Raw genomic sequence first — 21,991 nt, 5'->3', positions numbered from 1 at the left:
CCTCACCACCCACCGTAGCCGCTGCCGCCAGGCTGCGCTGGCCCTAAGCCCCACTGAAAATCCCTCGCGCACCCAAACACCAGCGCAGCCTCCGGCAGCGGCCACACACAACCTCACCACCCACCGTAGCCGCTGCCGCCAGGCTGCGCTGGCCCTAAGCCCCACTGAAAATCCCCCGCACACCCAAACACCAGCGCCGCCTCCGACAGCGGCCAGACACAACCTCACCACCCACCGTAGCCGCTGCCGCCAGGCTGCGCTGGCCCTAAGCCCCCCCTAAAAATCCCCCGCGCACCCAAACACCAGCGCAGCCTTCGACAGCGGCCACACACAACCTCACCACCCACCGTAGCCGCTGCCGCCAGGCTGCGCTGGCCCTAAACCCCACTGCAAATCCCCCGCACACCCAAACACCAGCGCCGCCTCCGACAGCGGCCACACACAACCTCACCACCCACCGTAGCCGCTGCCGCCAGGCTGCGCTGGCCCTAAGCCCCACTAAAAATCCCCCGCGCACACAAACACCAGTGCCGCCTCCGACTGCGGCTACCTGGGCAGCCCAGGCAGTAGCGGCGCACGCTCGCCCATTTTTGAAACACACCCACCCTTGATCCCCTCGCCACCCCTCCCGCACTATCCCAAGGCTTGGCCACACCACCAGGCCTCAGCAGGAAGCAGGCAGACCTCAACAACCTGCCTACCCACATTTCAAGGAGAAACCACCATGCCAACCGGCACCGTCAAATGGTTCAACAACGACAAAGGCTTCGGCTTCATCGCCTCGGAAAGCGGCAAGGATTTATTCGTCCACTACAAAGCCATCAAGACAGACGGCTTCAAAAGCCTCTCAGAGGGCCAAAGGGTCTCCTTTGAAGTGGAGCGCACCCCAAAGGGTGACCAGGCCGTAGACGTGCAGCTCGCGTAACCCCAGCCCCCTATTGACTCACCCATTCAAGCGAGCGGGCCCCAGTGGCCCGCTCTTTTGCGCGGCAGCCGTGCAGGCGGTTTCATTCGGGCTACATTAAACAGTCATATACAACCGCCACCCTGAGCCTCAGCGGGGGAAATCCTTCAGGCTTGCAGAATCTCCAGTTAAATCAGTTGTCTACCCAAAAGAGGGCAAGCGGTAGCCTGAGGGAATGGTTACTGATCGATTCAAGGGCGGCATGAGGGATCGGCAATGAAGGGTGTATGGCTGGGCGTAGCGCTGATGGCATTGGCGGGGTGCGAGGCAACCATGTCGACACACGACATCAGAGGTGTCGCCACCCTCCATATCAACTGCTCTGGCGTCACGTCTTCATGGGACAAATGCTACGAAAAGGCAGAAAGCGCGTGTGGCGTCTCGGGCTACAGCGTGCTGGCCAAAAGCACCGACCTGAAGGACGACACCCCGGATTACCCGTTTGGTATCAATCCTGCAGGCCTGTCCAGCAGAAGCTTGATTGTAAAGTGCCGGCATTCCTGAGGCTCTGCACGTCACGATCTACCGTAAACCTTTGCAACAAGTCAATACATGGGCTGTTCAAATCCTTCCAGCCATGCTAAAACCTTTCAAGCGATTGTCTAGCTTCTTGATAAAGAAGGGAAAAATATGACGAAATCTGAACTGATCGACCGTATTGTCACCCATCAAGGCCTGCTCTCATCCAAGGATGTGGAGCTGGCGATCAAGACCATGCTTGAGCAGATGTCACAGTGCTTGGCCACGGGTGACCGTATCGAAATTCGGGGCTTTGGCAGCTTCTCGCTGCACTACCGCGCACCGCGAGTGGGGCGTAACCCGAAGACTGGGCAGTCGGTCAGCCTGGATGGGAAATTTGTTCCTCATTTCAAGCCGGGGAAGGAATTGCGGGATCGGGTGAATGAGGATGAAGAGCATGAGCATGCTTGAGGTCCGGGCAAAAGGAGCGCGAAGTGCGTAAGGCAAAACAATTGCTGCTGGTGGTCTTGATACTGGCTGTAGTGGGGGTAGCGACTCTCTTCATGCTGGAAAACCAGCAATCGGTAGGCCTGGTTGTGCTGGGCCGTACGGGCCCACAGCTGCCTGTTTCCGTATTGATCATCGTGGCGTTCCTGGCAGGCATGGTGGTAGGGCCCGTATTGGCACTACTGGCTTCCATGCGCCGTCTCAGACCGCCTGTAAAAGTGATTTGATCCCGCCTGTAATGCCCGACTCTGCGCGGGCCAGTAATCCTCAATGACAATCCCCAAACCGCAGGTTGCAGTACTCTTGGCTGCCTACAACGGCATGCAGTGGATCGAAGAGCAGTTAATGTCGATTCAGGCGCAAACAGCTGTCCGCGTCAGTATTTTCATCAGCGTCGATCTCTCCACCGACGATACGTATAACTGGTGCACGCACTATGCGGATGCCCATGACAACGTGCGGGTATTGCCGCAGGTTGGGCGTCTAGGCGGCGCAGGTCGTAACTTCTATCGCCTGCTCAACGACCTGGACCTTACCGGCATCGACTACGTGGCTCTCGCAGACCAGGATGATCGTTGGTTTCCCGACAAGCTCCAGCGCGCCGTCGAACAACTTCAGTTGACCTCAAGCGATGCCTATTCCAGCAACGTCACCGCCTTCTGGCCTGACGGTCGGGAGCAATTGCTGGACAAAGCCCAGCCTCAGGTGGCGTGGGACTATTTGTTCGAAGCTGCGGGGCCGGGCTGTACCTATGTGCTGAGCGCCGAGCTGACTGTGGCCCTGAAGCGGGTGATGCAGGCGCAATGGGAGTTGTTGCAGAGCGTGACGCTGCACGATTGGTTTATCTATGCGTTCGCCCGTAGCCAGGCGTTCAAATGGCACATCGACGCCCGTCCGGGATTGCATTACCGCCAGCACGCCGCTAATCAAGTAGGCGCTAACGTGGGGCTCAAGCCCATGTGGTCGCGCTTCAGCAAAATTCTGGACGGTTGGTGGTTTGAGCAGGTGTTCCTCATTTCGCGCCTGATTGGCCACCCATGGGGCCTTTTGGCTCGACACAGCGTTAACAAGCGCAGGCTATTGCTGAAAATGGCTATACAGAGCCCACATTGCCGTCGGCGGCTACGTGACCGCGTCCTGTTCTGCCTGGTATGTATGATCGCGGCATTCAAAGGACGCTTCCATCCATGAATTCAACCTATGTGCTGGTCACGGGCGCCACGGGCTTTGTGGGTCGCGCAACCGTTGCTGCCCTGAGGCGCGATGAGCACCTGAACGTCATCGAGTGTGTGCGAGGCGCTGGGGGGGCCGGCACCCGATACTTTGACCTGTCGACTCCGTCGGTGCTGCCGGTATTGGATGATGTCGACGTGATCGTCCATACGGCAGCGCGTGTTCATGTCATGAACGAGCGTGCCGTGGACAGCCTGGCAGAGTTTCGCAGAGCCAACGTCGACGCTACTCTTGCGTTGGCCAGGCACGCGGCGGCTGCGGGGGTAAAGCGATTCGTCTATATCAGTTCCATTAAGGTCAATGGTGAGTCGACTGCGCAAGGCCAGTCCTTTTTGGCCGATGACGCACCCGCGCCACAGGATGCCTACGGGCGCTCCAAGCATGAGGCCGAGGAAGGGTTGCGCAAGCTCGCCCAGGCAAGCGCGATGGAGTTCGTCATCATTCGCCCTGTGCTGGTTTACGGGGCGGGGGTGAAGGCCAACTTTTTATCAATGATGCGCTGGGTCCAGCAGGGTGTGCCGTTACCCCTGGGCGCTATCCAAAACCGGCGCAGCATGGTTTATCTGGCAAACCTGGTGAGCCTGATCGAATGCTGTGTTAGCCACCCAGGTGCCGCCAACCAAGTATTTTTGGCAAGCGACGCCCAGCCTGTATCCACATCAGCCTTGTTGGCGATGGTGGCAAATGCCATGGGGCGTCAATCTCGTCTTCTGCCGGTGCCGGTGCGGCTGCTGCAAGTGGTAGCGACCTTGCTGGGAAAAAAAAGCATTGTGCAGAGGCTCGCCGGCTCTTTGCAGGTAGATATTGAAAAGAATCAAACGTTGCTGGGTTGGGCGCCGCCGGTGCGAACCATCGATGGACTGAAGGCGACCGTGGACCACTATATGAGCCAACCCAAAGCATGATCATCTGGATTTGTACTGCTGTACTATTGGCGTCCTGGGCCTTGACCTGGCTTCTGCGCCGGTATGCGCTTGCCCGTAGCTTAATGGATGTCCCCAATGCCAGAAGCTCGCACTCGATCCCCACGCCTCGGGGCGGCGGCGTAGCTATCGTCATTGGTTTTTTGGTGGCAGCTCCCTTGTTGGTGTTGTCAGGCTTGGCTGAAGGCAAGGCCATGTTTGCCTACCTGGGTGGCGGCGCGGCAGTTGCCTTCATTGGCTTTGCCGACGACCACGGGCATATCGCCCCCCGCTGGCGATTGCTTGGCCATTTTCTGGCAGCGGGATGGACCCTGTTTTGGCTGGGTGGCCTAGCTCCGCTGGCTTTGCCGTGGGGTATCGTGGACCTGGGATGGGTGGGGGTGATCCTCGCTCTGGTCTATCTGGTCTGGATGCTCAATCTCTACAACTTCATGGACGGAATTGATGGTCTCGCCAGCGCTGAGGCAATCTGTGTGTGTGCTGGCGCGTGCGCGCTGTATGCGTTAACGGGTCATGCCCAGTTGTTCGGCTTCCCGTTGGTGCTGTGCGCAGCGGTCGCAGGCTTCCTGATCTGGAACTTTCCGCCCGCCAGGATTTTCATGGGGGATGCAGGAAGTGGGTTCCTGGGCTTGATCATCGGCGCATTCGCGCTGGAGGGTGCCAAGCAGGATAGCCATCTGCTATGGAGTTGGTTGATCCTGCTAGGGGTCTTTGTGCTGGATGCGACCTGGACCCTTTTGCATCGGCTGTTACGGGGGGAGAAGGTCTACGAAGCGCACCGCAGCCATGGCTATCAATTTGCCGCCCGCCATTATGGTAGCCATCGTACGGTCACGTTGGGCGTGGTCGTCATCAATCTTTGCTGGTTGCTGCCTATTGCGCTGTGGGTGGCGTCGCAGCCCTCGATGGCGCTAGTGGGAGTGGTCCTGGCTTACGCGCCGCTGTGCGTGTTGGCCTACCGGTTTGGGGCGGGCAGTGCGGAGAGACGATGATGGATCCGCCGCTGGCCTGCCCGAGCGCACAGGGAAATAAAGAACCGGCCTAGGCACAGTCTACACAGTCTACAAATAAGGACGCGTTTGAAGTGTACCCCGGCCAGGTTCAATTTCTGTAGGTGACAAAGTCGTTACGAATAAACTTGGCTGCGCTTTGTCACCTCTTGATGCACCTGCTTTATAGCAGTGCACATCGTAGGCCAATCCAGAAAACCGCGTTTTTCGTAATAAAGCGGCCCTTGATGCGGGCGCTCTTTAAGGCGCTGCCGGTTCACACCCTGCAAGGTTTGAACACCAAAAATAAAATAATGACCACCCACGAATGGAAATAGGCCAATCCAACTCCGCCATTGAGAAGGATAGGACAGGCAGAGTTTTATGTAGCGTAAACGATCTCGCCACCCAATCGATTGCCGCTCAACAGGCCCGTTTTCCGGAAGCGCTGACATGGCGCGAAAAAAAGGACCCGAACAGCGCAGGCCATTATAAAGTGGGTATTGCCAAGCGGTGGCTGAGTGCTCCCGTGCCGCCAGTAACTCAATGACAATGGCATGCACCAGGTCATGGTCAGGATGGCCGCCTTCCCATGCAGGCACAAAACAAGTCTGAATATCCGAATGGTCATCAAGGAAAGCATCAAGCCAGCCTGTAAATACACCAACGTGTCGATGCATTTGGCCATCGGTAATCGATAGTTTTCGCCCGATAAACAGGATATCACCCGTGGCAACACCTAACTTCTGCAGCACTGCCCGCGATTCACGATCTCGCAGGTCAGGGTCGGCAGTGGCGGACCCGTCGGTTACGTAAATGCAGCGAACCCTTCGGCCAGCATTCAATTCCTGCTCGATCTGGTGGAATACCCCAAACTCGTCATCTTGATGAGGCATGAAAAATAAAGAGATAGATCTCATCTAAGTGTTTTCCTGCGATTAAGGTATGTCGATGGTGTCGAGATCGAGAGACTTGATTTTTTTTAAGAAATTATCGTTGTCTTTCGCGTTATCGGTAAGGCATTTATAACCAAAGCTTCGAGGCTCAAAAATAAAGCTCGGCATCTTGATGAAGAAGGCCCCTGGACGATAAGCAGATAATGTTATGACAGCCCCTATATCGGATGAGTACAGCCCATCTCTGCCAAGCAGGTTAACACAGAGTGGTTTTCTCTGGGTGAACCAACCCCCCGTAGGTCGGATGGCTTTCCACAAGCTACTCACCGGAATGGTTTTTCTAAAGAACCGCCACAGCACCGGTATGCCTACGTATAAGTGCAGGTTCCCCTCAAGGGTCCACCCCAGCCCTCTTTCACGTATCTTCCTGATGTTGTTGTTGGGGTAGCCACACACGACCGAGATGCCATCCTCGATAAGTGATTTGTACAATCGCTTGCCAAGAATGATGGACGAGCCTTTTTGAGTGCCGTCGGACATGGTGTCTGTGGAGAGGAAGACGGCGGAGTCGTCGTGGATCAACTTTAAGCCGCAGTAGGCGGCTACCATGATGCCGTCCTTGACCGTGCAACAGATTCTTGAGTCGTTTAGTTGGTATTTTTGAAAAACGCGAGCAGCATTTTCTTCGGAGCCTCCGAAGCATCTTTGGAATAAACCAGTCCATTGCGCAATGAACTCAATGCTGAAGTCGCTGCGACTGGTTATATGAATGCCGTCTTCCAGGAAGTTGCTCATGCCACGTTTCGCTCCGTTTGCAAGCTATCAATGTTTTGACTGCACATAACTGGTGGAATTAGCCTCTTATGCAGGCCTTGGCTATGCACTAACTCGACCAGGTGGAAATATTGCCAGCTCAAGGCTGGCTCAGGCCTCGCCAGCGATGCCGGCGAGGCTTGATTACTAGTTCAAGTCGACTTTGATCGATTGCACCGCGATGGATTTGATATCCCTGCTGGTGACATAGATGTCGCCCTTGGTGCTTCCCAGAGGCACCGGTACCGATTCAGAGAAGCTCAATTTGCTCGTTGAGCAAGGCAGCAGTTTGTAATATACCGGTGGCTTGTCCCAATTGATCTGGGCCACAAAATATCCTGAAGCAGATCCGCAGGTGTATGAAACCGTATAGCGAGCTGCTGCGGCGCCATTCGTTGCAATGGTGGACACTACATTGGGCTGCTCTTCGGCGGTAGCAACAGTCCCGGGGGCCTTTGTCGGCGCCGCTGCAACGACATCAAAAGTCCTTTTGTAGTCAATTGGGATTGGCGATACACGATACAGGACCCATGTGCCGGCCTGATAAACGGGCGTGCCATAGTCGGTCAGGTACTCGTGGATAAGCTCGCGATTGGTTTGCCGGCCGGAGGGTATCAGGCTCCAGGCAACAAAATCGATACCCTCGCTGGCAAACAACGTGGCGGCGTCTGCAGGCGTTTTCAGGTCTGAAAACTTTTGCGCAGTGAGCGGCGAATACCAATTCGGCAAAACAGGGTGCCCATTCAGCGTGGCGCCATAGGGGCTGGCCGAGTCGAACACTACCTTGGAGCGCGGGTTAGCGACATTGATGTAGCTGACCAGGTCCTTTGCGGGCGCGAAAATGGCGACTGCAGCTTGTTTTCCTGCAGCGTTGTACATGCTTTGCAGTGGTGTGACGAAGAACCATGATACGCCGGGCAGCAAATAAAGGTTTATCGCAGCGACGGCGAGCACTACCAATCGCAGGTAACGCTTCGAGCCTGCAGTAACGCCGGATTCGCTGAGAATGAAACCAATCACAACCGAAGCAATCGGAACGATAGGAAACAAATAGCGCCAGTACTGCGTCGCGGCAAACATAATGATGCCGAAGCCGAACGTAACCACGAGCAACGGAAGGTAGACCAAGCGGCGCTTACAGAATAGGCCCAGCAACAAGGCGACAGGGAGAAAAATCAGGTATTGAAAGCCTGCCGTAAAGTTGTTGGCCTCGAAGAACTGGCTCGTCATGAAGAACGTGTTGACATAGCTACTGAGCGAAAAGCCCTTCTGGTAAAGGGGGTCCACGAAGTTGCTGAGTGGATAGAATTCGGATTTGAAAATGGCGTTGTACAGGGGGAACACTGGATTATGAGTGATCCGCCATGCATTTATGTAGGGGTGAAAAGCCACAAAGCACGCAATGCACAGGACCACGCCGATGGATGCTACCGCTTTCTTGTTGAAGCTGACCCGTCCAGGTTTCTCGGTTGTACACATGCGTACCAGCAAGCCAATGACTAGCATGGCTGAAATGACGGCGCCTGGCACCTTTATAGAGCAGGTCAGGGCCGCAGCCACAATGACGCCTAGTACAGCTGGCCAGATGTCGTTTTTTCTTAGCAGGTATATTGATAACGTGCCTGCCGTCACCACCAGCGCCATAAACAGCTCGGTTTGCAACGTCACTAACAGGTTTGCAATGATCGGTGTGCTGCAGAAAAGACTGATAAGCAATAATCTGTCTTTGCGATCGGAGATGAAAAGCTTTGCCAGTTCGTTCAGTGACAGCGCCAGCAATGCAAACAGCGTGACATCAAATGCGCCTCTTGAATCGCTGTCTGCCATCAGTGAGGTGACGGCGTGTAACAGGTCTACGGTAAAGGGTGCAACTGACCAAATCTGGGCCTTGACGTCAAACGAATAGGTGCCGGTGTCTCGAAGCTCGCTCCACATACGCAGGTGGAGCGCGTTGTCGTCATAGCTGATAGATGGAAAAAATGTGTAGCGCGCCACGGTTGTGAAAATGATGATGGCAATAAAGAAATAAAGCCCAGGCATCTGGGTTAACGCGTTGACCTTTCTGGCAATGAGGGCGCGCGCTGCAGCAACAAGGTTCTGCTGAGCCTGGTGCGAAAACAAGCGTAGCAGTGGTGCGCCAATGATGACCCAGTAGATCTCTTGCTTGTTTGCGTGGGTGTGTATGAGGTAGCCAAAGATGGCGACAAAACAACTCGTGCCTAATAATACAGCAGGGGAGGTATAGCGCTGAATGTTTTCTTGTGCGGTCGTGAAACTAAGGATCAGCTGGCCCAGCAGCAGAGAGCTCGTCAGGAATATCAATACGGCAATGAGATTTTCCGTGCCTACGCCTACGGCGATGTAAACAGCGCTGAACAGGACGAGTATCAGTTTGTTGTAGCGAGGGAAGAGCTTGCCCGTCACGATATAGAGAACACTGCAAAGTGCAATCCAGCTGAACGTGTCAATGGCGGTCAGACGGTTCCAGTAAAGTGGAATGCCCCCGTTGAAATTAACGATGGCGAAGAGGACGGCGATCAATCCCCCGGTGAAAAGGGCGGGAATCCCCAGGTCCTTTACCAAGCTTTTATGCAGCATGCGGAATGTCTCTATTTCTACTGGGCAAGCCAAGGCTCATGATTTGACGGCGATGATGATGCCGCCAATGATCATTGCTACGCCGACAAAGTACTGGGGGCTGAATTTTTCTTGAAAAAAGAAATAGCTACCAATGGGAACGACGACAAAAGCCAGTGCCATCAGCGGGTACACTTTTCCAAGCTCTGCTTTTTGCAGCACCCACACCCATCCAATCGTTGTTATACCATACAGCGCGAATGCGCTGCAGAGCGTGATCAGGGTCGTGGGGTCGAAAAAACTTCCGCTTTTGTGCAGAGCGCTGGCGCTGAGTTTGAATAGTATCTGCCCGGCCGCGATACCAAACACGCAAAAAAGCGCTACCAGATAAGTCATTATCAAGGCCCCGTCTGCTTGGTTTTTTTGCGTGTCAGATGGAATGGGCGTTTAGGTACAGAGGCGATGTCATACCCCAGGAAGGCCAGCACGAATTGAGTCCCCAAGATGACAGGCAGTGCCGAGAGCATCACCGTGCCGGCGGGTGTTGGAATGCCTGTAGAGAGTGAAGAGCTCCAGTGGGACAAGCCTATTACGGTCCCGCTTATCATCAGCAAAAGCCCTATGGGCAGCTCAAACGAAGCGAGCGACATGTTTCGGAGGTAATAGCTGTAGAAAATACGCTTGGCAAAGTTACGCAAATGCTTAAGTGCGAACTCACCAATGATTTGCGAAATTTTGAGATTGCTTTCCTCATCACCGTATTTCGCGTCCATGGGGATATCGACGACTACAGCTCGAAGCGTGTTCAGGCGGAACAACATGTCGGTTTCAAAAAAGTATCGACGGCTTATCTTGTCGAAGGGCAAGTGCTTTGCAACGCTTGCATGGACAGCAGTATAGCCGTTGGTGGGGTCGAATAGATCCCAATAGCCTGAGGACAATTTTGTTAGAAATGACAGTGCGGCATTGCCGAAAAGTCGCATTTTCGGCATGGCATGAATTTCTTCAAGGTCATAAAAACGATTGCCCTTGGTGTAGTCCGCTTCGCCGTTGAGAATGGGGTCCACAAAGTCTTGAAGAAGGCCTGGATCCATTTGGCCGTCACCATCAATCTTTACGATAACAGTAGCGCCATCGCGAATGGCGGCACGGTAGCCGGTCATGACGGCCCCACCAACACCCAAGTTTTCCGGATTTCGCAATACCTTGACACGCGGGTCGGTGCAGTTTTCTTCAACGAATTGGCCAGAGCCCACCGGGCAGCAGTCATCGACAACGTATATGGTGTCCACTTCATGGCCGATCTGAGCAATCACCCCCAAAATGTGCTCTTTGACCTTATAACTGGGTATCACCACTGCAATTTTGTCGCTGCTGTCCATTATGCGTCCCGCAATTGGTCATATGGTAAAGCCCGCATAATATAATAGCTCGTCCTTCATATGCAATATCACGGGCATCATGGGCACGAGACGCGTATTAATGGAGGAGTATTTGCTGTGCGGGCGAGGTGCCTCACCCGTGCGGTGCAGGGCATGAGGTGATAGACGGCACACGACGTGCGCCGCCTTTCAGTTATCGGATGTCCAGGTACTTTTCAATCAATTGAGCATTAGCGGTGGCTATTTTCGATGAGAACTCGAACGACAGGTGATGTTGGTCGTAGGTGAAGGGAACTCCATGCTCATCAAAATACTTGCACCCATCAATGTTGCAGAATGTATCTCGCTTGCTCAGGAATAAATATCCGTCATCTTCAGCGTATTTTTTGATGCGCGCTTCAATGTCTCGATTATCTATTACCCAAGGCTCCACCGCTGCATTACTGTACCCGTGCTCGTTGAGGATCTCCGGCAAAGACTTGTTAAGTACAATATAGCCGCCCACCACAATGACCTTCTGAATGCCATGGCTGTGAAGGTAATCAACGTAGGTTTTTAGGTGCTCCGGCGTATACCATCCGAATAGCACATTGATGACGATGTAATCATATTGCTTCAAGTAATCGATGTCGAAACGCTTGACGTTTAGCGCTTTACATTTTTCCCGATCGGGATGGGTAGGGGGCGTAATGCTTTCGATGTCGGCGTAAGGCGGGCAGCCGCCTTGTTCAAGCATAGAGAAGCTCTGCTTTGGATACAGGGCCTGGAATGCATTCAGCGCATCCGCAGCATGACTATCCCCGATAATCAATGCGTTGGTTTTTCCTGGCTCAGGGATATCGCAAGTCGTCCAGCCTTTCGCCGTGCACTCTGTGCGGCGGCCGTCAAAGCGCTTGTCCATGCCGATCTTGATGCGCTCATTGCTGAGCACTACCTTGGAGATCCAGGGGCGCCAGGACCATCCGTTGTTAGCCCACATCGAGGCGCCTGCGTAGCACAGACTGACGGAGAGAATCAGTGTGGTCGCCAGGAATCGCACATTCCTGGTTTTCTGCTTCCTGAAGGGTTTTTCAACCAGAAGGTACATCAGTGCAGCGAGCACCAAGGACAAGGCGACAATCAAAATCTTGTCATGGCGCAACAATTCGGGCGTAGGGAGCAGTAGCTTGTAAAAAACCACGACGGGCCAATGGACCAGGTACAGCGAGTAACTGATCAGACCGATTGCAACGATCGGCCTGTTGTTTATCAGTCGACCGCCCAACGCTGGGTTGTTGGCGTAGATGCACAAAGCGGCGCCCAGGCAAGGCACTAGAGCACTTACGCCCGGGAATACGGTATTTTGGTTGAAGCAAAAGATTGAGTACGCCAGCAATGCCAGGCCTGCGAACAAGAAAGCATTGTCTACTACCGGGGATGCTTTGTTGCGGGCGGGCAGCCATACCAGCGCCGCGCCGATCGAAAACTCGAAAATTCTGAACGGCATCAGAAAAAACACGGCGCTTGGGTGGGCGCGAATTGCAAATTGCGCGGCTATCAAGCTGAGCGCCCCTACAAGCAGAATAAGGGCCTTTCCGGGTGTTTTGCGATTGATCAGTGGGAGCAGAAGCAACGGCCAGAAGATGTAGAACTGCTCCTCTACTGCAAGCGACCAAGTGTGTAACAAGGGCTTCAGGTGGGAGTCAGTATCGAAATAACCCGACTCGGAAAAGAAGAAGATATTGGACACCGAAAGCATGGAGTGCAGCAGGGACGCGCCGTAACTCTGCAACGTCTGCGACGACAATATGCTTACCGCTGCCACGGTGGTCGCGGTGAGCGTAAACAAAAGCGCGGGGAGCAAGCGCCGTGCCCGGCGGATATAAAATCGAGGAAAGTCAATTTTATGATGTTGCGCGATCTCCTGAGACAGGATGCGCGTGATCAAAAAACCACTGATGACGAAAAATATATCGACCCCGACGAACCCGCCTTTGAACAGGCTGATGTCGGCGTGGAACAGCACCACTGCCAGTACTGCAATTGTCCTCAGACCGTCTATATCAGGTCGGTATGAAGATTTTAGATCGGTTTTGCTCATTATGTCCTGAATCCGAAATCATGGCGGTTTTGGAGTTGAAAGGCGGGGTGTCAGGTGCGGCCGTATACATCGTCAAAGCGGACGATATCATCCTCGCCCAGGTAACTGCCCGATTGGACCTCGATCAGTTCAAGGTTCAATTTGCCAGGGTTAGTCAGCCTGTGGACGCAGCCCAGAGGCAGGTAAGTGCTTTGGTTCTCTGCCAACAGGATTTTCTCCCCGTCGCGAGTCACCTCGGCGGTACCGGATACCACAATCCAGTGTTCAGCCCTATGGAAGTGCATTTGTGAGCTCAACGATGCGCCAGGCTTGACGACAATACGTTTTACCTGGAAGCGATCGCCCAGGTCCACCGTGTCATAGCTGCCCCACGGCCGATAGACTTTGCGATGATACAGATGCTCCTTGCGATTGGAGGCGCTCAGGGACTCTATGATTTTCTTGATCTCTTGCACCCGGTCGCGAGCTGCAACCAGTGTCGCATCAGGTGTTGAAATAATGATCAAGTCTTCGATGCCGACAGTAGCGACCAAGTGCTTGTCATGAGCAATGATCAGGTTTTTCTTGCTGTCGTGCGCCAGCACGTCACCTTGGAAGTGATTCGAGTTTTCGTCTTTCTGGGAAATTTCCCACAATGCTGACCAAGAGCCGATATCGTTCCAGCCGCAGTCCATGGGAATAACCACGGCGCTTTCGGTTTTTTCCATCACGGCGTAATCGATGGAAATGTCCTCGCAGGTGGCGAAACTCTCAAGCTCCAGGCGGATAAAGTCCATGTCAGACTTGGCATTTTCAAGGGCGGCGCGTGCCGGGGCCAATAGTGCCGGGGCCAGCAGCGAAACCTGCTCAAGCAGGGCACTTGCCTTGAACATGAAAATACCGGCGTTCCAGTCATAGATGCCTTCATTGACATACTGCTGGGCAGCCTCCAGGCTTGGTTTTTCGAAAAAGGCTTCCACGATAAAAGCGCGTGGGGTCAGATTGCTGCCTCTTTTGATATAGCCAAAACCGGTCTCTGGCCCTGTCGGGGTTATCCCAAAAGTAACCAGCTGACCGTCGTCTACCAGTCCTTGTGCGTCGCTGATTGCTGATACGAACGCTGCGGTATCGCTGACAAGGTGGTCTGCAGGCAATACCAGCAAGCAGGCGTGTGGGTCGATGCTGAGGGCGTGAAGCGCTGCCACTACAATGGCAGGTGCTGTATTTCTGGCCACGGGTTCTAGAAGAATGGCAGTGGCGGGCTGGTCAAGTTCGGTGCGCAGTTGTTCGGCCACGATAAAGCGATGATCGTCGCTGCAAACAATCATGGGTGCGGCTGTGCCTGGTACTTGGTCAGCCACCGAGGCAACCCGGGCAAGCGTTTGCTGGAACAGTGTTTTGGTTTTGTCGGCCAAGGGGAGAAACTGCTTGGGCAAATTCTTGCGAGACAAAGGCCACAAGCGAGTGCCACTGCCCCCGCTGAGAATCAAAGGAATCAACATCGACGGTGCTCCTGCAAAAGGTCAAGGGCCAGGCTGCGAAGTGCAGCCTGGCGTTAGAGGCGAGTCATCGTTTCAACAATGGGGGCCAATTACGTTCCAGACCGTTGTTGTCGAGAAATTGGCCTCGATGAACCGTTGGCCTTCTGCCGAGATCGTTTTCCAGCGTTCATCGTCCTGAAGCAAGCTTTCGATGTGGTCGGCAAAATCCTGGGCTGTTTCCGCAACAGGCATAAAGCTCGAGGTTTGCTCCAGGCCCTGGACCCCAGTTGGGGTGGTTACGCATGGCATGCCGAATTTCATGGCCTCCAGCACCTTGCCTTTCATGCCGCCGCCGAACCTCAAGGGGGCCACAGACACGCGACAGTCCACGTAGTATTGTGCAAGCACTTCATCACTGACATAACCCGTGACCGTGATGTCGTCGCCGTGTAGCGCCTTGATTTCGTCCTTGGGGTTTGAACCAACCATGTAAAGATGCAGGTCTGGCCATTTTGCCTTTACCAGGGGTAGCACTTCCTTGACGAACCAGAGAGCGCCATCGACGTTTGGCAAGTGGGCAAAACCAGCGACGAACAGGATCCCGCGCCGTTGCGCCAGGTTTTCAGCGGGAAAAGCGGGCAGGGTGTCATAAGCGTTCAGCGGCAGTGTCTCGGCTTTGCCGGGAAGCGCGCGCGCAGTCAGCCATTCATTTACATGGGTCGTTTCAAATTCTGACGGGTAAAAAATCGCGTCCGAATGCTCCCACATGAATGTTTCCTGCTGGCGGAATGACTCGATTTCATGTGTGATCGATTGCGCAGGGTTGGTTTTCGCCTGCTCGATCAGGCGTAGGTAGTGGATATCCATGCCATAAAACAGGATGTTGGCAGGCGAGTATTTTCTGATAGTGTCGACATATCCCACCGAGATATGCGGGCGAGCCAAGATAATGGTGTCGAACATTTTTCCGTTCTGAGCAAACCACTCTTCAAACTTGCCGACGTACTCAACCCCGTAGAAAACCTCAACGCCCTGGTCTTGCAGGCGCTGGGTGTATTCAATGTCGTGCCACAAGTTGTCAGGCCAGAATTTGACGGCCAGACCCTTGCCTAGCATGAGCGTAATCAACTGCGAGATTGCCCGCGAGCCAGCATCACGATCAGGCTGTGGAACATAGTGGTCAACCAGCAACACGTGTTTTTTCTGTTGCGAACGCTCACAGGCCATCAGGGGGTGATCACCGTTAGCCAAGTGGAATCGTTGCAGTTCTGTTTTCCAGCGAAACGCGAGCTTCTCCAGATTTTCTACTTGAAAGGCCTTGATGCCACTGCCTGTATCGGTTCCGTGGGAAATCCCTTCATAATGAACAACCATCGATTTGGGCTGGTACACAACCTTGAATCCGGCAGCGCGAACTTTGAAGGCCAGGTCGGTATCTTCGCAGTAGGCGGGCAGGTAATGCTCGTCAAACCGACCCAATTGAACGAACAGGTCTTTGGGGATCATTATCGATGCACCCGAGATGTAGTCCACTTCTCGGGCATAGTTGTATAGGCTACGGTTAGGATTGTCCAAGCGCCCATAATTCCAAGCGCTGGCATCTTTCCAGACGATACCACCGGCTTCCTGCAGTCGCCCATCCGGGTAAACCAGTTTGGAACCCGACAGGCCGCAATTTGGCCACTGCTCGAAGGTTGCCAGCAAGGCGTCAAGCCACCCCGCGGTAACCTCGGTATCATTATTCAGGAAATAAAGGTATTGGCCGCGGGCCAGTGTCGACGCTTTGTTGCACGAGCGCAGGAAGCCCAGGTTCTGTTCGTTCTCAACATAACGAATACCGCTGACGTCAGCTAACTTACCAATTTCTGGGTCTCCCGATGCGTCCTCGATCACCAGAACTTCGAACGGGGCGCTAGGAAGATATTTTGCGATGGAAACCAGGCACGTGAGGGTGTAATCGAGCCTTCCGTAGCTCGGAATAATGATGGTAATAACTGGGTCGGTTGCAGGGTTGAAGCTGATCGAGCGCAGCGCGGCAGCAGTGTCGGCAACGGTCTGGTCGTGGACGAGGTTGGGTAGTGCGGGTGCGTCGATTTGACGCATCATCCACTTGCGTACTGGTTTGGCCAGTAGCCCTACGACCGGCAGACGGCTCAGTTGTGCTGTTCGCAGCATACTGTAAATACGTTGCCAATCGCCCTTGAGCAAACTGCCGATCAATCTGACAGGGCGTGTTAGTTTCCAGGAAGTGGACGAAACGAGCTGGCCAATCTGTTTCTGCAGCTCTTGAGCATGAGCGTTTAACTGCAGTTCCTTGTTATTGAGCTTATCGACAGCATGGGTCAAGTGCTGCTCTTGCTTCTTGAGTTGTGCTATGACTTCCTGGCTTTCCTGGAACTGGGCCCTGGCATCGGCCAAGTGATGTTCGTACTGTCTGAGTATTTCAATGGTTGCTAGGCTTTCTTCAAGCCGGGATTGAGCGCTCTCCAAGTGCAGTTCGTTTTGCTTCAGCTTTTCAATGGTCACTTGGCTTTCCTGAAGCTGCTCCTTGGCGTTAGTCAAGTGCTCCTCATTTTTTTTCAGTTTTTCAATAGTCGCTTCGCTTTCCTGAAGTTGAACCCGGGCACTGATCAAGTGCTGCTCGTTTTGTTTCATTTTTTCAATGGTCACTTGGCTTTCCTGCAGTAACGCCCTAGCTGTGTTCAAGTGCGGTTCGTGCTGTTTCAATTCATCGATGGTGGCGTAGGCATCCCGCAGCTGCGCCCTGGCAGCGTTCAGTTGCTGCCTTAACGAGTCAACTTCAATCGGGCGTGAGTAATTCCAATGCTCCAGGCTCTTGGGCAGGATGCCGTATTTGATGAGCTGCACGGATTGCTCACCAGCCATGTGGCAGATTTCGACCCACAAGTGGGACTTTTTGAGATTGGTGGCATTCAGCGCGGTTTTGACGCTCTCCCAGTGCTTGGCAGAGGCCTCGCGGCCCAGTGCAGATTTCGATGAGCTAAGTTGCTGCTGAATGAGGCCCGATGCGTGTGTCCAGTCAGAGCAAATAAACAGTTCAGGCGCCAGGCCTAAACTTTCAATGAAACCCTTGTATTTGTGTGCTTGAGGGGCATTGGATGGCGTGATGATCACGGCGGGGACGCCATAGGACACGGCTGTCACCAAACCGTGCAAGGAGTTGCCAATATAACCTGAAGAGTTTCCGATCAAATGGGCGCAGGCTTTCAGCGAGATATCACGTTTGATCGCTGAAACCGTACCTTCCTGTAATGCGCTAACGGGGCCCAGGTAAGCGCCTTCTGTCTCTTGCCACAGCATGAGCGGCAACGCTTTGAATGAGATTTTCTCATCCTGGTTGCGCAGGTGCGTCAGGCCGGCATCGACCTCCGCAAGCCGGTTGTGTAAGTCTGCAGTCGAAAAGCACAGTGCATAGTAAGGCTCGTGGGCTTCACAGGCTTCTTTCGCAAGTGGCCACACATCGCTGAGTGCGATGGCGGTATCGGTGACGACCTCGACCGGATGGTGCGTAACACCCAGAAGGTTGGATTTGCTGTATTGGTCGCGGACGCTGAGGTAGTCAACACCTTGCAGGGCGATGGTGGCAGCAGTTTTAAACTCCGGATTGATTGTCCATGGTACGCCAGGGGCACACCAGGCCAGTGGAATATCGAGTCGAGTCGCAAGCAAGGAGCCGCCGATCCACAGGCTGGGGAGCGCCGCCATTTTCAGTTTTGAATCGTGTTGCCATTGTTCCGGCGTCCAAGCCTCGCCTTGGATGATGTCGCCGCCACTGATCAGTACGCCGTCCCAGTCGTTCCGATCGAGTGCTTCTGCGGCGCTGATGATAGTTGGTTGATCGGGCCATGGAGTGCGCTTGGCCGTCGGGGCAACATGGATCAGTTCGAACTCGTCTCCAAGGAAGTGCTGAGCAACAAACGGAAACAGCAGGTCACCATAGCTGTCATGGTCAAAAGCGCCAAAGTGGGCAATGAGTTTTTTCATGGGTGGTTCCCGCGTGCAATGACTTCACTGGAAATGGCGCTGTTCAGGTCGCAAAAACCGACAAATTGCTTTCTGCTCGTGATGTTGATAAGGGTGATGTCATAGAGTCGGTGATGCACAATCAGCTCATCCCTCGCGTACTCGCTACAGCCAATATTCAGTGCGTAGGTCCCCGCACTGAGCGAAAATTTTTGTTTGAATTTTACGGAGATGATATCGCCGGCGTTGCAGGATGGGAGGTCGAACTTTTCAAAAAGAGTATTCGTGCCTGCAAACTCACGGCCCTTCAGGTCAGTCAAAAAATAACCAATGATCGGTGCGGCGCAGGCGGTCTTGAAATGTAGGGTCATGACGACCTCAACCGTTTCCTCGTTGTCGATGGCAGCAATCGGCTGGCCATCATCGTTTAAGATTCCCCAGTCAATGATCGAAACCTGCTCTTCGCCGTAATGAGTATGGTTGGGGCTGATTTCGTAATTACGGTGCAGGTTCCCGGCGTGGGTCACTGGTTCATGGCATGGGTCTGCGGGAGCCGCTATTACGCTTTGGGCTGTCATTAATCTCTTGAACTTTCCGACGATGGTTTTCGCATCGCCCTCATCGACCAGCGTGCCGTGCGAAATGATCATTGCGCGATCGCAGAACTGTACGACGGATGATAGGTCATGAGTCACGAGCAATATGGAGCAGCCAGCCGACTGCATCTCATCAATCCGCTTGAAGCATTTCTGCTGGAAGGCGGCATCGCCAACCGCCAGCGCTTCATCAACGATCAGGATGTCCGGCGTGACGTTAATGGCCACTGCGAATGCCAGTCGCACAATCATGCCGCTTGAATAGGTCTTTACCGACTGGTCGATGAAATGGCCAATGTCGGCGAAGTCGATAATCGCGTCATAACGCTCGTCAATTTCAGATTTGCTCAACCCCAGCACGGCGGCATTCATGTAAACGTTTTCTTTGCCGGTAAACTCCATGTTGAACCCGGAGCCCAGTTCCAGAAGCGCGGCGACCCGGCCATTAACATCTACCGTACCCGAGGTGGGACTTAGCGTGCCACAGATAATCTGCAGAAGCGTCGACTTGCCCGAGCCGTTCTTGCCAAGGATGCCGACGGTTTCCCCTTTGGCAATTCTGAAGTCCATGGGGTTGAGTGCCCAAAATTCAGTGTAATAGGGGCGTGCGGGTTGCCTCAGCTTACTTTTTATAAAGGGGATTACAAACTGCTTCAAGCGATCGCGGGGGGTCGCATATATTTGATAGCATTTGCTGAGGCCCTGTACGTGAATGGCATAGTCATTAGAGGACATCGGCAAACCCTTTTCTAGTCTTTTGGAACCACGCAAACCCAGCCCAGGCAATGATCAAGGCCACGAGGGTGTACATCATAAGTCCTGACCAGTCCGGCAGTTGCCCCCATATGGTGACTGCGCGGGCCTGCTCAATTATGAACGTGAGGGGGCTGAGCATGATAAAAGGCCTGAATTGTTCAGGTAGGGCGGTTACCGGGAAAAATACAGGAGACAAATACATGGTTACCGTTGTCACGATATTGATGAACTGATTCATATCCCGAACAAATACCCCAAGCGAGGCGATGATCCAGGACAACCCCATGCAGAGAATGACGAGAGGGGCTAATACGATCGGCAGAAAAATCGTGGTCCAGTGCAGGCCATTATTAAAGATCACCAGCGCAATCAACAGTACCACGACGCTGGCGGCCAGGTGGAACAGCGCTGACCCCATATTAATAGCCGTCAGCACCTCCAAGGGGAATACAACTTTTTTTACGTAATTGGCGTTGCTGATGATAGTGAGAGAAGCCCGGTTCAGCACTTCGGCAAATAGGCTGTGGACAATCAAGCCCGTGAACAAAATGACCGCAAATTGTGTTTTTGATTCGTCGTTACCAACGCCCCAGCGTGCTTTGAAAATCACGGAAAAGACAAAGGTGTACACCACCAGCATGAACAGGGGATTCAGAAAGGACCACGCCAGCCCCATCATCGACCCTTTATAGCGGCCAACGACTTCGCGGCGGGTCAGTTGACCGATGAGGTTGCGGTTACTCCACAGCGATCTGATCATGGCAGGGAATGTCGTGGGATGCTTGAGATGGGGGTTCACAGGTCGAGCGCCTCATTGTATGTCGTGCATGGGGCGAGGTATGTCGCCGGTATTTCATGCAGGGCGAGCTTGGCAGCAGAGCTTGGCGCTGGGGCAGCGATCATGGTTATTGAACTCTCTGATAATTCGATAGTGTCCGGCACGCTCGTGACCATGCTGTTTTCTTTAGGTGTGTTAATTGGTGCGGCGCAGTCGAGGGCGTCAGCGCGCGCAGGGACACCACCTAGCACCTCGGTCGTGGGTTTTCATCAGTTGGCCGCAATGGCTGGACAGTTAACTGCCAGCAGTAGAGAGAGTATCGCGTTTGCTGTTCCGGATGGTTCATTCCTTGACACTGCGCTTTTCCATGCTAGAAATCAGTCGTGAAGAATACGTATCGCGGCGCTTGCTGCCCAGCGCCAGGGATGCCTCATGGGTACGATGACTGCCGCGCTTTAGGTATGCGACAATTTGCTCCCTACCATACCATGTTTTATGGCTCGGATCGGATCGGCACCGTTAGTTAGCTTGCTTAGATCTTTCGCAGCCAAGTGGCGATCACCAGGCTGATGTTGCCTGAGATCGTCTGGCGGTAGACCTTGGCGCAGTACATCAAGCGCAGGCGCTTAATTAGCGGGCTTTTACGGGCGCGTTCGAACAGGTCAAGAGTGTCACGGCTGGCGGGTGACAGAAAACTCATAGTTCCTTCCAATGCCAGTAGGTTCAAATCGCTCCATTCACGGAAACGTCCCCCGCACATTTTTAGCAGGCGGGCCAAGCGTTGAGTGAAGCTTGAGTTGGCCCCAATCAGGTTCGCGGCATGCTGCCGGTAGTCCATGGTCGGCTTCGCATCGTAAATTGCAACGCCACCACAGCCGGTGACGATGAGATAGGTCATCCAGTCATGGGCGACGATCGTCGCGTTCGGACTGACGGTCAGCAGCATGTTTCGCGCTGTATCGTTGATGAGCATGGTGTTTGCGCCTGCGATGCTCTGCACCAGCGCATTATTGAAGCTTGGAGCTTTTTCGAACAACGGAGAATGGCCAAGCGGTCGCCTGTCCACGTCGACAAGGCGGGTGCGTGAACAGTACAGGGCAGGTGTTTCCTCGGCGGTGCCGCTGAGCGCGGCGAGGCTGCGCTCCAGTTTGTCGTCAAACCAGATATCGTCCTGGTCACTGAACGCGTAGAAATCGGCATTTATTCCCGTGTTCTGGATCAGCGACATGAAGTTGCTGCCGAACCCACGTTGGGGGCCCTTGAATATCTGGACTCGATCACCGCCCAGCGTCGACTGATAGCGTTCAAGGATTGATCCGGTCTCGTCCGTGGATCCGTCGTCCGATACAAAAAGCTTCCAGTGTGGATAGGTTTGCCGGGTAAAAGACTCGAGTTGATCCGTGAGGAAGCGAGCACCGTTGTAGGTGCACAGAAGTATTGCGACCGTTTTTGCGTGTGCGGGCGTTGGCAGATCGTCCTGATCACCCCCCACCTCAGGGGAGGGGGAGATAGCACCCTTGTCCTTCATTTGAATTGTCCCCAGGCAAGCATTACATGAACATGCAGTGAAAAGTGAGATGTGTGGCTTGGTGAA

Annotated in this window: 19 protein-coding genes; 8 read left to right on the top strand and 11 right to left on the bottom strand. The window is 53.9% G+C overall.

Features of this window, described 5'->3' with window-relative positions:
• The first annotated feature begins 724 nt into the window (after positions 1–724).
• The 7 genes from ACZ9GA_RS20925 (at position 725) to ACZ9GA_RS20895 (ending at position 5,078) form a co-directional block, all read left to right on the top strand.
• Positions 725–925, top strand: a complete 201-nt coding sequence (locus ACZ9GA_RS20925; RefSeq protein WP_457360939.1) for a cold-shock protein — start codon at positions 725–727, stop codon at positions 923–925.
• 255 nt (positions 926–1,180) lie between these two features.
• Positions 1,181–1,468, top strand: a complete 288-nt coding sequence (locus ACZ9GA_RS20920) for a hypothetical protein (protein WP_457360940.1) — start codon at positions 1,181–1,183, stop codon at positions 1,466–1,468.
• Positions 1,469–1,594: 126 nt separating this feature from the next.
• Positions 1,595–1,894 (top strand): integration host factor subunit beta, encoded by a 300-nt coding sequence (gene ihfB, locus ACZ9GA_RS20915; RefSeq protein ID WP_008370717.1) that lies wholly within the window; start codon positions 1,595–1,597, stop codon positions 1,892–1,894.
• Between the two features lie 23 nt (positions 1,895–1,917).
• Positions 1,918–2,157, top strand: coding sequence for a DUF1049 domain-containing protein (locus ACZ9GA_RS20910; protein WP_457360941.1), 240 nt, complete (start codon positions 1,918–1,920; stop codon positions 2,155–2,157).
• Between the two features lie 43 nt (positions 2,158–2,200).
• Positions 2,201–3,121 (top strand): glycosyltransferase, encoded by a 921-nt coding sequence (locus ACZ9GA_RS20905; protein ID WP_457360942.1) that lies wholly within the window; start codon positions 2,201–2,203, stop codon positions 3,119–3,121.
• Entirely contained in the window at positions 3,118–4,068 is a 951-nt protein-coding gene (locus ACZ9GA_RS20900; RefSeq protein ID WP_457360943.1) for an NAD-dependent epimerase/dehydratase family protein, read from the top strand. Before ACZ9GA_RS20905 ends, ACZ9GA_RS20900 begins: the two co-directional genes overlap by 4 nt.
• On the top strand, positions 4,065–5,078 hold the full coding sequence (locus ACZ9GA_RS20895; protein WP_457360944.1) for an MraY family glycosyltransferase: 1,014 nt from the start codon (positions 4,065–4,067) through the stop codon (positions 5,076–5,078). The genes ACZ9GA_RS20900 and ACZ9GA_RS20895 overlap by 4 nt, the downstream gene beginning before the upstream one ends.
• Positions 5,079–5,212: 134 nt before the next feature.
• Here ACZ9GA_RS20895 and ACZ9GA_RS20890 read toward each other — a convergent pair whose 3' ends face one another.
• The 10 genes from ACZ9GA_RS20890 to ACZ9GA_RS20845 form a co-directional block, all read right to left on the bottom strand.
• The gene (locus tag ACZ9GA_RS20890) at positions 5,213–5,995 is read right to left on the bottom strand and encodes a PIG-L deacetylase family protein (RefSeq protein ID WP_457360945.1); all 783 of its coding nucleotides are present in this window, start codon (positions 5,993–5,995) and stop codon (positions 5,213–5,215) included.
• Between the two features lie 18 nt (positions 5,996–6,013).
• Positions 6,014–6,766 carry a hypothetical protein gene (locus ACZ9GA_RS20885; protein ID WP_457360946.1) on the bottom strand — a complete coding sequence of 251 codons (753 nt, stop codon included), beginning with the start codon at positions 6,764–6,766 and terminating at the stop codon, positions 6,014–6,016.
• Between the two features lie 165 nt (positions 6,767–6,931).
• Positions 6,932–9,382: a hypothetical protein gene (locus ACZ9GA_RS20880; RefSeq protein ID WP_457360947.1), complete on the bottom strand. Its 2,451-nt coding sequence runs from the start codon at positions 9,380–9,382 to the stop codon at positions 6,932–6,934.
• A gap of 36 nt (positions 9,383–9,418) precedes the next feature.
• A complete protein-coding gene (locus tag ACZ9GA_RS20875) occupies positions 9,419–9,757 on the bottom strand; it encodes a DMT family transporter (protein WP_457360948.1) in 339 nt (112 codons plus the stop codon).
• 2 nt (positions 9,758–9,759) lie between these two features.
• The gene (locus tag ACZ9GA_RS20870) at positions 9,760–10,743 is read right to left on the bottom strand and encodes a glycosyltransferase family 2 protein (RefSeq protein WP_457360949.1); all 984 of its coding nucleotides are present in this window, start codon (positions 10,741–10,743) and stop codon (positions 9,760–9,762) included.
• A gap of 193 nt (positions 10,744–10,936) precedes the next feature.
• Entirely contained in the window at positions 10,937–12,823 is a 1,887-nt protein-coding gene (locus tag ACZ9GA_RS20865; RefSeq protein ID WP_457360950.1) for an acyltransferase family protein, read from the bottom strand.
• A 50-nt stretch (positions 12,824–12,873) separates the two neighbouring features.
• Positions 12,874–14,304, bottom strand: a complete 1,431-nt coding sequence (locus ACZ9GA_RS20860; RefSeq protein WP_457360951.1) for a mannose-1-phosphate guanylyltransferase/mannose-6-phosphate isomerase — start codon at positions 14,302–14,304, stop codon at positions 12,874–12,876.
• A 72-nt stretch (positions 14,305–14,376) separates the two neighbouring features.
• Entirely contained in the window at positions 14,377–18,288 is a 3,912-nt protein-coding gene (locus ACZ9GA_RS20855; RefSeq protein ID WP_457360952.1) for a glycosyltransferase, read from the bottom strand.
• A complete protein-coding gene (locus ACZ9GA_RS20850; RefSeq protein WP_457360953.1) occupies positions 18,285–19,598 on the bottom strand; it encodes an ABC transporter ATP-binding protein in 1,314 nt (437 codons plus the stop codon). Before ACZ9GA_RS20850 ends, ACZ9GA_RS20855 begins: the two co-directional genes overlap by 4 nt.
• Positions 19,588–20,418, bottom strand: a complete 831-nt coding sequence (locus ACZ9GA_RS20845; RefSeq protein WP_457360954.1) for an ABC transporter permease — start codon at positions 20,416–20,418, stop codon at positions 19,588–19,590. The genes ACZ9GA_RS20850 and ACZ9GA_RS20845 overlap by 11 nt, the downstream gene beginning before the upstream one ends.
• 102 nt (positions 20,419–20,520) lie before the next feature.
• On the opposite strand from ACZ9GA_RS20845, the gene ACZ9GA_RS20840 reads away from it, so the two are divergent.
• Positions 20,521–20,784 (top strand): hypothetical protein, encoded by a 264-nt coding sequence (locus ACZ9GA_RS20840; RefSeq protein ID WP_457360955.1) that lies wholly within the window; start codon positions 20,521–20,523, stop codon positions 20,782–20,784.
• A gap of 145 nt (positions 20,785–20,929) precedes the next feature.
• On the opposite strand, the gene ACZ9GA_RS20835 is transcribed toward ACZ9GA_RS20840, so the two are convergent.
• Entirely contained in the window at positions 20,930–21,925 is a 996-nt protein-coding gene (locus ACZ9GA_RS20835; RefSeq protein ID WP_457360956.1) for a glycosyltransferase family 2 protein, read from the bottom strand.
• Between the last annotated feature and the right edge of the window lie 66 nt (positions 21,926–21,991).

The organism is Pseudomonas sp. TE3644, assembly GCF_056278815.1.
The sequence above is the reverse complement of the archived record's forward strand: the minus strand, read 5'-3'. Positions and strand labels throughout refer to the sequence as shown.

Coding starts and splice junctions, on each gene's coding strand:
- ACZ9GA_RS20925 (WP_457360939.1), top strand. CDS start 725: ATGCCAACCGGCACCGTCAAATGGTTCAACAACGACAAAGGCTTCGGC.
- ACZ9GA_RS20920 (WP_457360940.1), top strand. CDS start 1,181: ATGAAGGGTGTATGGCTGGGCGTAGCGCTGATGGCATTGGCGGGGTGC.
- ihfB (WP_008370717.1), top strand. CDS start 1,595: ATGACGAAATCTGAACTGATCGACCGTATTGTCACCCATCAAGGCCTG.
- ACZ9GA_RS20905 (WP_457360942.1), top strand. CDS start 2,201: ATGACAATCCCCAAACCGCAGGTTGCAGTACTCTTGGCTGCCTACAAC.
- ACZ9GA_RS20900 (WP_457360943.1), top strand. CDS start 3,118: ATGAATTCAACCTATGTGCTGGTCACGGGCGCCACGGGCTTTGTGGGT.
- ACZ9GA_RS20895 (WP_457360944.1), top strand. CDS start 4,065: ATGATCATCTGGATTTGTACTGCTGTACTATTGGCGTCCTGGGCCTTG.
- ACZ9GA_RS20890 (WP_457360945.1), bottom strand. CDS start 5,995: ATGAGATCTATCTCTTTATTTTTCATGCCTCATCAAGATGACGAGTTT.
- ACZ9GA_RS20885 (WP_457360946.1), bottom strand. CDS start 6,766: ATGAGCAACTTCCTGGAAGACGGCATTCATATAACCAGTCGCAGCGAC.
- ACZ9GA_RS20880 (WP_457360947.1), bottom strand. CDS start 9,382: ATGCTGCATAAAAGCTTGGTAAAGGACCTGGGGATTCCCGCCCTTTTC.
- ACZ9GA_RS20875 (WP_457360948.1), bottom strand. CDS start 9,757: ATGACTTATCTGGTAGCGCTTTTTTGCGTGTTTGGTATCGCGGCCGGG.
- ACZ9GA_RS20870 (WP_457360949.1), bottom strand. CDS start 10,743: ATGGACAGCAGCGACAAAATTGCAGTGGTGATACCCAGTTATAAGGTC.
- ACZ9GA_RS20865 (WP_457360950.1), bottom strand. CDS start 12,823: ATGAGCAAAACCGATCTAAAATCTTCATACCGACCTGATATAGACGGT.
- ACZ9GA_RS20860 (WP_457360951.1), bottom strand. CDS start 14,304: ATGTTGATTCCTTTGATTCTCAGCGGGGGCAGTGGCACTCGCTTGTGG.
- ACZ9GA_RS20855 (WP_457360952.1), bottom strand. CDS start 18,288: ATGAAAAAACTCATTGCCCACTTTGGCGCTTTTGACCATGACAGCTAT.
- ACZ9GA_RS20850 (WP_457360953.1), bottom strand. CDS start 19,598: ATGTCCTCTAATGACTATGCCATTCACGTACAGGGCCTCAGCAAATGC.
- ACZ9GA_RS20840 (WP_457360955.1), top strand. CDS start 20,521: ATGGTTATTGAACTCTCTGATAATTCGATAGTGTCCGGCACGCTCGTG.
- ACZ9GA_RS20835 (WP_457360956.1), bottom strand. CDS start 21,925: ATGAAGGACAAGGGTGCTATCTCCCCCTCCCCTGAGGTGGGGGGTGAT.